Source organism: Veillonella ratti, assembly GCF_003992115.1.
Taxonomy (GTDB): Bacteria; Bacillota; Negativicutes; order Veillonellales; family Veillonellaceae; genus Veillonella_A; species Veillonella_A ratti.
In genome coordinates this window covers 73976-84405 of the sequence record NZ_RQUX01000009.1, presented here as the reverse complement: position 1 = coordinate 84405, position 10430 = coordinate 73976, and the positions used below count along the sequence as shown (strand labels likewise).

Annotated in this window: 8 protein-coding genes; 7 read left to right on the top strand and 1 reads right to left on the bottom strand. The window is 42.4% G+C overall.

The annotated features are described in order from the left end of the window. The first annotated feature begins 225 nt into the window (after positions 1-225). From EO124_RS05535 to hslU, 7 genes are all read left to right on the top strand, one after another. Positions 226-582, top strand: coding sequence for a YraN family protein (locus tag EO124_RS05535; protein ID WP_127058694.1), 357 nt, complete (start codon positions 226-228; stop codon positions 580-582). Positions 583-682: 100 nt separating this feature from the next. Further along, on the top strand, positions 683-2224 hold the full coding sequence (locus tag EO124_RS05530) for a YifB family Mg chelatase-like AAA ATPase (RefSeq protein ID WP_127058693.1): 1542 nt from the start codon (positions 683-685) through the stop codon (positions 2222-2224). A 134-nt stretch (positions 2225-2358) separates the two neighbouring features. Then, complete coding sequence (dprA, locus tag EO124_RS05525) at positions 2359-3525, top strand: DNA-processing protein DprA (protein WP_127058692.1); 1167 nt, start codon at positions 2359-2361, stop codon at positions 3523-3525. Further along, positions 3515-5821 (top strand): type I DNA topoisomerase, encoded by a 2307-nt coding sequence (gene topA, locus EO124_RS05520; protein ID WP_127058691.1) that lies wholly within the window; start codon positions 3515-3517, stop codon positions 5819-5821. Before dprA ends, topA begins: the two co-directional genes overlap by 11 nt. 64 nt (positions 5822-5885) lie before the next feature. Then, positions 5886-7196, top strand: a complete 1311-nt coding sequence (gene trmFO, locus EO124_RS05515) for a methylenetetrahydrofolate--tRNA-(uracil(54)-C(5))-methyltransferase (FADH(2)-oxidizing) TrmFO (protein WP_127058690.1) — start codon at positions 5886-5888, stop codon at positions 7194-7196. Continuing rightward, positions 7196-7741: an ATP-dependent protease subunit HslV gene (gene hslV / locus EO124_RS05510; protein ID WP_127058689.1), complete on the top strand. Its 546-nt coding sequence runs from the start codon at positions 7196-7198 to the stop codon at positions 7739-7741. The genes trmFO and hslV overlap by 1 nt, the downstream gene beginning before the upstream one ends. Positions 7742-7846: 105 nt before the next feature. Continuing rightward, positions 7847-9250, top strand: coding sequence for an ATP-dependent protease ATPase subunit HslU (hslU, locus tag EO124_RS05505; RefSeq protein WP_127058688.1), 1404 nt, complete (start codon positions 7847-7849; stop codon positions 9248-9250). Between the two features lie 410 nt (positions 9251-9660). On the opposite strand, the gene EO124_RS05500 is transcribed toward hslU, so the two are convergent. Continuing rightward, positions 9661-10317 carry a LysR family transcriptional regulator gene (locus tag EO124_RS05500; protein WP_127058687.1) on the bottom strand — a complete coding sequence of 219 codons (657 nt, stop codon included), beginning with the start codon at positions 10315-10317 and terminating at the stop codon, positions 9661-9663. Positions 10318-10430 lie beyond the last annotated feature (113 nt).

The following is a 10430-nucleotide window of genomic DNA, read 5'->3' as shown; positions in this document are numbered from 1 at the left end:
TTTTAAAAGACCGATAAGACTAGATAAATACTAGTCTCATCGGTCTAAAAACCAACTCAAAATGTCCTATAGGCCTAAAATGAGTTTTGAAGTACAAGGATTTACAGTTCTTTCAATAACTGATAAGGTAATAAGCAGATACTAAACAATGTTTTGAACAAAGGGAAACCATAATTCAGCACCATATGGAATCTGCTTTACATAGAAATCGGGAGGCTGTTATTTTTGACTAACAAAGAATTGGGACAGTATGGGGAATCAAAAGCATGTGAATATTTATGCTCTAATGAATATGAATTAGTGGCCCGTAATGTGCGGACTCGTTATGGGGAGTTAGACATTATTGCCAAAAAAGCGGGGATTTTGATTGTCATAGAAGTAAAAACGCGGCGCAGTAAGAAGTACGGGCTTCCCTGTGAGGCTGTTACAGCATTAAAGCAAAATCATATTCGACGCAGTACGGAACTTTATTTAGAGCAGTACAGTAGTGGGGATATACCGATTCGTTTTGATGTTATTGAAGTATATGTATTTCATCATGATCGATTTCAAATACGCCATTTAAAAGGGTGTTTTTGTTAAATAACAGGCTCATTTTAGTGAGTAAATGGAAATAATCTGGTATTAATAGGAGACGCTTAAATTTAAAGGGAATGTCGGTATTTATAGGGGATGTTAGGGTATGTATGCAAAAACTAAAGGGATAGTTCTATATGGTCTGGCGGCCAAAGTGGTGACCGTTGAAGTCGATATAGCAAGGGGGTTGCCTTGTTTTGAAATAGTAGGTTTACCCACGGCCGCAGTAAGAGAGGCCAAAGAACGGGTTCGCGCGGCCATTCGCAATGCAGGCTTTGAGTTTCCTATGAAACGGATTGTCATTAATTTGGCACCGGCGGATATTCGCAAAGACGGCTCAGGCCTCGATTTAGCCATTGCTATGGGCGTTTTGTTGGCTTCGGAGGCTATTCCGCTTAATACCGCCAAAAGAGAAGATTTGGCTGAAAATACAATATTTATTGGGGAACTATCCTTAGAGGGGCATTTAAAAGGGACGACCGGTGCTTTGGCATTGGCTCTTGGTGCAAGAGAACAAAATATACAAAAACTATATACAGCGCCCGATAATGGTACCGAAATGAAGCATGGTTTCGGTGGTGACGTGGTGGTGGCGTCGAGTCTCAAAGATTTGGTCGCTATGGTTCTTGGGAAAATACCGGAGATTATGGCAAAGCCCGCAACAGAAGGTACTCATTCGCTGCAGCGACTTTCCGATTTTTCAGAAGTAAAAGGTCAGATTATAGCAAAGAAAGCCCTTGAGATAGCCGCTGCCGGTGGCCATCACGTACTGCTTACCGGTTCGCCGGGGGCCGGTAAAACTATGCTGGCTAAAGCTATGCCGTCCATATTGCCGCCTTTGACCGAAGAAGAACAGCTCAGCATCAGTCGCATCTATAGTGTGGCCGGTTTATTGCCGACGGAAGGCCTGATGCAGGTACGACCATTTCGCAGTCCTCATCATACTATTACGTTGGCCGGCATGGCCGGAGGCGGAAGCATTCCAAAACCGGGTGAGTTAACGTTGAGTCATGAAGGTGTTTTATTTTTAGATGAAGCACCGGAATTTTCACGATCGGTACTGGAAGTCTTGCGCCAACCTTTGGAAGAAGGGGTTATCCATATTTCGAGGGCCAATGGTACATTCTCGTATCCGTGCCGCTTCATTTTATTGATGGCCATGAACCCCTGTCCGTGTGGCTGGCATGATGGTGGTGAAGGTCATACTTGTACTTGTACGCCGTGGCAAATTGAAAGTTATGTTAAACGCTTATCGGGACCACTATTGGATAGAATCGATATGGTGATTCATGTAACGAGACCTACCTATGAAGAATTACAGGCTGTTGGTGATGCTGAAACGTCAGCAACCATTCGTGAACGTGTTATCAGCGCTCGTGAAATTCAACGAAAACGTTCTACAGCGTTAGATTTTAGTGACGGTAATCGAGTCTTGCTTAATAGTGAACTAAGTCATGGTCAGTTGATGCTTGCCTGTGAGGTGACAGATGAAGCGCAGCAAGTTTTAGCTCAGGCTTTTCAAAATTTAGACATTAGCATACGCAGCTATGACAAGATTTTACGGGTAGCCAGGACTATTGCCGATTTGGCCGGCGCAGAACAGGTAGATATTTCACACGTAGCGGAAGCATTGAGCTATCGCATGTAAGAACTAAAGAGATTAAATGCTCAGGTGAACATCAAATAGAAGTTATTATTAAAGTTAAAGACATTACATAATCTGCTGAATTTCGTATAGCGAGTATATATTGTTTATAAATTTATGGGAACGGGGAGTATAGTATGGTGCAAGCAACAGAATTAACTGACGATCGACTTATTTTAGCCGCTTTAGGAAGTTTGCCGGGTATAGGAAGTGTAACAATTAGCGAAGCCTTAAAGTGTTATGGTACACCTATGGAACTATGGCAAAGCGTAGAAAAAGATAAAGCGGTTGACGATACTTTGCAGGTTAAAAAGCAATATAAATCGGCTTTGGTAAAAGGTATACTAGCTATGGATTTAGGCAAGCTTGAGCATGATTTGAAGCATTATCAGATTCAGGTAGTTGGCTTTGTCGATGAAGCTTATCCTGAAGAATTACGCGAAATATTTAATCCGCCGCAAGTTTTATTTTATCGCGGCAATTTAAAGGCTTTTAAAAATCCTCGTAAAATCGCTATGGTGGGAGCCCGTAATTGTACGCCCTATGGGCGCAATGTAGCCACTGTATTTGCGGCTGAACTGGCTCGGTACGGTATCGCTGTCGTCAGTGGTGGTGCCCGTGGTATTGATTCGTATGCTCATGAAGGGGCTCTAAAGGGTCATGGTCAGACTATCGCTGTTATGGGCTGTGGTCTGGATCAAAGTTATCCACGAAGTAATGCCCGTTTATTTCAAAAGATAATTGAAAATGATGGCCTTTTATTGTCGGAATATGGTCCCGGTGTACAAGCTAAGGCGGGATTCTTTCCCATGCGTAACCGCATCATCAGTGGACTTTCGCGAGGTGTTATAGTAGTAGAAGCCAAGTCGCGCAGTGGTTCATTGATTACCGCCGATATGGCCAACAACGAAGGGCGAGATGTTTTCACCGTGCCGGGGAATATATTGACTAATGAATTTGCAGGTAATCATTGGCTTTTAGAAGAGGGAGCTATTTTATTAATAAAGCCGTCTCAAGTGCCTGATATGTATAATTGGCAATGCTTTGAAGGCGTTGGTGAGGAAAAAAGCAGTAGCCATAAAGGCGCTGGTGTGTTAAGCTTTAGTTTGGAGGAACGAAAGATTTTAGCGTCATTATCCAATGAAAAAGAAACATCGTTGGAAACATTAGCTATGACGACGAAACTTTCAGAGGGAGCCCTCCATTTGAGTTTATTGTCCTTAGAACTTAAGCAGTGCATTGAACGAACTGCTTCAAAAGGGTATATAATATTGGAATTCGGGAGGAATCAGTTTGTCCATTAAACGTTCAATCGTAATCGGTGAGAAAGACACCGCAACTGGTAAAAAAGAAGAACGCCGTTTGGAAGGCAAAGTGGCGGTTACCGCCAAGGGGAAAGCCAAACCGGTTATGCAGGCTGTAGGTGATTTAGCGAAAACATTGCCACCTCGTACGTATAATCCGGATGGTAAAACGTTGGTGATTGTGGAATCACCGGCAAAATCTAAAACTATTGAAAAATTCTTAGGTCCAGAATATATTGTTAAAGCAAGTATGGGCCATTTACGTGACTTACCAAAAAGTCAGCTTGGTATTGATATTGAAAACGGTTTTATACCGCGTTATTCTAATTTGACGACTCGTAAAAAGTTGATTGAAGAATTATTACATGATGCGGACGAATCAAAAGCCATTTTACTGGCGACTGACCCGGACCGTGAAGGGGAAGCCATTTCTTGGCATTTAGCCTATATACTGAATGTGGATGAAGCTTCCAAATGTCGTATCACATTTAATGAAATTACAAAGCATGCCGTGGCGGAAGCGATTAATTCGCCTCGCACGATTGATAAAAATATGGTGGATGCCCAACAGGCTCGTCGTATGTTGGACCGTATTGTAGGTTATAAATTAAGTCCTTTATTATGGCGTAAAGTATGTAAAGGCCTCAGTGCCGGCCGTGTACAGTCTGTAGCCGTTCGATTAATCTGCGAACGAGAACGAGAAATTCAAGCCTTTATTCCGGAAGAATATTGGTCCATTGAAGGTCAATATATGACGGTGGATAAGGAAAGCTTTACGGCTGAATTGACACATAAGGGTGATGAAAAAATTACCATTCCTGATGAAGCAGCAGCAGAAGCTATAAAGGCAGACCTTGCGGGTAAGACTGCGGAAGTCATCAAAGTAGAGCGTCGCAAGCGTTCTCGCAAAGCTCCGGCACCGTTTACCACATCCACGCTTCAACAGGAAGGTGTCCGCAAGTTGAATTTCGGCGCCAAGCGTACTATGATGATTGCTCAGCATTTATATGAAGGTCTTGAAATCGGTGGCTACGGCCATGTCGGTTTAATTACCTACATGCGTACCGACTCTACCCGTATTGCCGTTGAAATGCAACAGGCTGCGAAGACATATATTCTAAATCATTTTGGCAAAGAATATTATCCGGCTAAACCGAATGTGTTCGGCACGAAGGAAAGCAGTCAGGATGCGCATGAAGCGATTCGACCTACTTCGCTTGAATTACCACCTAAAATGGTAGAGCCCTTCCTCAGTCGTGATGAATTAAAGTTGTATACTTTGATTTGGAATCGGTTTATGGCGAGCCAGATGGCACCGCAACAATCGGAAACCGTAACGGCCCAATTACAGGTCGGTGACTATAAATTACGTGCATCCGGTAGTAAAGTAGTATTTAAAGGCTTTACGGAAGTTTATGAAGAAGCTAAAAAAGATGGGGATGAACCAAAATTAATTCCTATTATGGCGGAAGGCGATACGGTAGCGAATAAAGAAATTTTACCGGAACAACATTTTACACAACCGCCCGCTCGTTATTCGGAAGCCAGCCTCATTAAAACGTTGGAAGAACGCGGTATTGGTCGTCCAAGTACATATGCACCGATTATCGATACAATTATGTCCCGTAACTATGTGGAAAAACAGGATAAGCAATTTGTACCAACCGAACTGGGTTTTGTAGTGGTTGACTTCTTGATTGCTCATTTTGAAAAATTTATCAATGTAGACTTCACCGTTCATTTGGAAAAAGATCTGGATGATATTGCCAGTGGTGAAGAAACCTATCAGGATGTTTTAAGTGAATTCTATACTGTGTTTGCTCAGGAATTGGATGAAGCGAATGAAGTAGATAAGGTTAAAATCGCCGATGAAGAAAGCGATGTTATCTGCGATGTTTGCGGCAATCCTATGGTGTATAAATTCGGTCGCTTCGGCCGTTTCTTGGCGTGCTCCAATTTCCCTGAATGTAAAAATACTAAGCCGATTACGGTCAGCACCGGTGTGACCTGTCCAAAATGTCATGAAGGGACGATTGTGGAACGCAAATCGAAACGTGGTCGTATTTTCTATGGTTGCGACAGATATCCTGCTTGTGACTTTACCTTGTGGAATAAACCAATTAACGAGACTTGTGAAACTTGCGGCAGTATTATGACCGAAAAGACATACAAGAACGGTACGACGAAGAAGTTCTGTTCCAATGAAAATTGTCCGACGCAGCCTAAGAAACGAACTCGTAAGAAAAAGGCTGACGAAGGGGAGAAAAATACAACTGATTCGAAATCGGAAGAATAAAACTAAAAGTCAGTAACATAAAACGAATAGATTATTAATATAGAAATATCAAAAGGAGGATATTGTGACTACATCTAAAGTTACGATTATCGGAGCCGGACTTGCCGGTTCGGAAGCGGCTTGGCAACTGGCTAAGCGCAATATACCCGTTACTTTGTATGAAATGCGGCCACAACGGACTTCGCCGGCCCATCATACAGAAAATTTTGCCGAATTGGTGTGCAGCAATTCCCTGCGGGCCGGAAATATAGAAAATGCCGTAGGCCTTTTAAAAGAAGAAATGCGTCAGCTTGATTCTTTAATTATGGCCTGTGCCGATGCAACGGCTGTACCGGCCGGTGGCGCCTTGGCGGTGGATCGCCATTTATTCAGTGAAATGGTAACCAAGAAACTGTCGGAGCATCCGATGGTAACGGTTATTCGCGAAGAAGTGACGGAATTACCGAAGGAAGGCATTGTTATCGTAGCGGCCGGGCCGCTCATGTCGGATGCCTTAGCAGAACAGGTAAAAGTTAAAACCGGGACTGCTGATTTCTATTTCTATGATGCGGCCGCTCCGATTGTTACGGCCGAATCACTTAACTATGACAAGGTATTCGCTGCGTCCCGTTATGACAAGGGTGATGCGGATTACTTGAACTGTCCGATGACGGAAGAAGAATACAAGGCTTTTTGGGATGCTTTGACGACTGCTGAAGTAGCGGAAGTCAAAGAGTTTGAAAAAGAGCAATACTTTGAAGGTTGTATGCCCGTAGAAATCATGGCATCCCGCGGTATTGATACTTTACGCTTCGGTCCGTTAAAACCGGTTGGCCTGGTAGATAAACGAACGAATCAGGAATCCTATGCTGTAGTGCAGCTTCGCAAAGAAAATAAAGAAGCAACCATGTTTAATTTAGTCGGTTTTCAGACTCATCTTAAATGGGGCGAGCAAAAACGAGTATTCTCCATGATTCCGGGGCTTGAAAATGCTGAGTTTATCCGCTATGGCGTAATGCATCGCAATAGCTACATCAATTCACCGACTTTATTGAATGAATACTTTCAACTGATTGAAGATCCAAGATTATTCTTTGCCGGTCAGATGACAGGTGTCGAAGGCTACTTGGAATCGGCTGCATCAGGACTTATGGCAGGCCTTCAAGTTAGTCGTATTTTAGAAGCAAAAGCGCCGGTAAGCTTTCCACGCACTACGGCGATGGGCGGTTTGAGCCATTACATCAGTGCGTATGAAGGCTCCGACTTCCAACCGATGAACATTAACTTTGGTATAATGGAACCATGGCCGGCGAAAGTACGCAAAAAGAAAGAAAAGAATGCCTTAATTGCGCAACGTGCGTTGGATACGTTAAAGGCGCTGAAGGAGGAATTATAATGAGTGTAGAATTTCACGCAACTACAATTTGTGCCGTTAAACGTGATAAATCTGTTGCCATTGCCGGTGATGGACAGGTTACGATGGGACAAAGTGTAGTTATGAAAAATACGGCCCAAAAAGTGCGCCGTTTATACAATGGCAAGGTTATCTCCGGTTTTGCCGGATCCGTTGCCGATGCCTTTACTTTGTTTGATAAATTTGAAGCTAAATTAAACCAATATAACGGGCAATTAGTTCGTAGTGCCGTAGAGCTCGCCAAAGAATGGCGCAGCGATAAAATGCTTCGAAATTTGGAGGCACTTTTATTAGTAACAGATGGTAAAACCATTTTATTGGTGTCCGGCAATGGTGAAGTCATTGAACCGGATGACGGTATTTGTGCCATCGGTTCCGGCGGTAATTATGCGTTGGCAGCGGCTCGTGCATTGGCAGCTAATACGGAACTCAGTGCTCGTGAAATCGCTGAAAAAGCACTTCATATTGCAGCCGATATTTGCGTATATACAAACCATAATGTTATTGTTGAAGAGTTGGCTGAATAGTTATAACCGGTATTGGCTATAGCTATTAACGTTACAGCTATTAATGTTACAGTTAACAGAACCGCGCTATCGGCATAGGTAGCCGGCCTTATTCTGGAGGTTTTGATGGATACTAATAACTTTACACCGCGTCAGATTGTGGCGGAGTTGGATAAATATGTTATCGGGCAATCGGAAGCCAAGAAAATGGTAGCCATTGCTTTGCGTAATCGTTGGCGTGCCAAACAATTGCCGGAAGATGTGCGCGAAGAGTATACGCCAAAAAATATTTTACTCATCGGTCCTACCGGTGTAGGTAAAACAGAATTGGCTCGTCGTATGGCAAAATTGGTAAAGGCTCCGTTTGTTAAAGTGGAAGCTACTAAATTTACCGAAGTAGGCTATGTGGGGCGTGATGTAGACCAAATGATTCGTGATTTGGTTGAAAACTCCGTGCGCATGGTTAAAGAAGAAATGATGGAAGGACAGCAGGAAAAAGCGGAAGAATTAGCTAATAAACGTTTATTACAGATTCTTTGGCCTAAAAAAGAGTCGGAATCTAAAAAGATGACCAATCCTTTGGAAATGCTTTTTGCCAATCCTGAAGATACAGAAAAAGAAGAAGCAAAAAAAGAGCAAGAAGAACCGGAAATGTCTGAAAAACGTACCCAGTTCTTTGAACAATTGAAGAATGGCCTAATGGACAGCCGTGAAATTGAAATTGAAGTGGAAGAGCAGGCCAAAGCATTCGCTATGCCTTTAAATGGTTCGCCTGACGGTATGGGTACCGATATTTCCGAAATGTTCGGTAATTTATTACCGAAGAAAAAGAAGAAACGCCATACCACTGTAGGGCAGGCACGTAAAATCTTTGTGCAGGAAGAAGCTCAGAAATTATTGGATATGGATGCTGTTACCGATCGAGCCGTGGAGTTGGCTGAACAAGAAGGCATTGTATTCATCGACGAATTTGATAAAATTGCAGCGCGTAGCGGTGCATCCGGCCCGGATGTATCTCGTGAAGGCGTACAGCGCGACATTTTGCCAATTGTAGAAGGGGCTACGGTTAATACAAAATACGGTCCGATTAAAACGGAACATATCTTGTTCATTGCGGCCGGTGCCTTCCATGTGTCGAAACCATCCGATTTAATTCCGGAATTACAGGGCCGTTTCCCGATTCGTGTGGAACTTAACAGCTTGACACAAGAAGACTTTAAAGAGATTTTGACAACGCCGCAACAAGCATTATTAAAACAATATCATATGCTTCTTAAAGCGGATAAAGTGACCATTCACTTTAAAGAAGAAGCTATCGATAAAATCGCCGAATTGGCCTATCGCGTAAATAATGAAACAGAAGATATCGGTGCTCGTCGTTTACATACGATTTTAGAGAAATTATTACAGGATATTTCCTTCAATGCACCACCGGCTGAAGAAGTAGACGTAACCATTACTGCTGAAATGGTTGAAGAACGCTTAGGCACCATCGTTCAAGACGTTGATTTGTCCGAGTACATTCTGTAATTTTTGACATAATTGGTCCGGGGGTAAAGAACATTAAGTTGTTTACGGTCATCCTGACCAGCAGATAATTATAATAATAAAAGCAATCCGTAAGGTGAAGGACTCTAGTTGATAGAGAGTTCACCGATGGATTGCTTTTTCTTTATGTTATTCTTTTTTTATTGCGTTTTCGCGTATATCTTAGGTTTGGGCCTATAGGACATTTTGAGTTGTTTTTTGCCGCGTTGAAATCAATTTTTTACAACAACTGTTCCATTAAATGACGGTGTTTTTTGAGAGAATTCATATAAAACGGTATAGTGGCACTATCTTCTTTAATAGGAAGCTTGAGGCGACTTTCCGGTATGGCCCAATTGAGTTTGCTTACATTGGTAACAAAGCTCGGTAGGTTAGAGGCTTGAACAAGCGCATTAAATGCCTCCGGTTTCACTTTGTTTAATAAAGGTTGTTTCTGTTAATTGGTTGACAAAGTCTTCCCAGATACCGAGTTGGGTACGTAATAACATGGTTAAACCGGCTAAATCCTCTTTGGTGACAAACTCGCGGCCCGCCAACGGATGGTCAGGTGGCACGGTTAAATATAACACTTCATTAAAGAATAGGTTGGATATGACTTTAGGATTATCTATGGGTTTGTTGGTAATGACAAGTTGAAATTCTTCATTTAACAGTTTTTCGGTTAATACGTTATCATCAGCCATTTCTGTTGTCAGTTTTTGTTCCAACTTACGCTCTTTGGCTCGATACACCACTTTATATAAAGGACCGGGCGCGGAGGCTCCCACATACAAGACCACTTGTTGTAACGCATATTGATGGATTTTTTGATAAAAATCATCGGTATGACGCAATAATTGGCGTGCTTGTGATACGGTGTAGTAACCGGTATCGGTAAGAGTCATACGATTCTTCGTACGTATAAATAATTGAATGCCCAGTTCATCTTCCAAGCGCTGCATGCTTCGCGTCAGAGCCGGTTGGGATATATTAAGCTGTTCTGCCGCTTTAGATAAGGTGCCGCAATCATTGAATGCGATTAATTGTTCTAATAAGATTAAATCAATCATGGTAAACGCCTTTTGGTGTAACGGTTACTACGAATTTACTATGCACAATAATTATAGCATACTCATAAAATATTATCATAATAGATGATTATACTTTTTCAAAAAATTTAAAA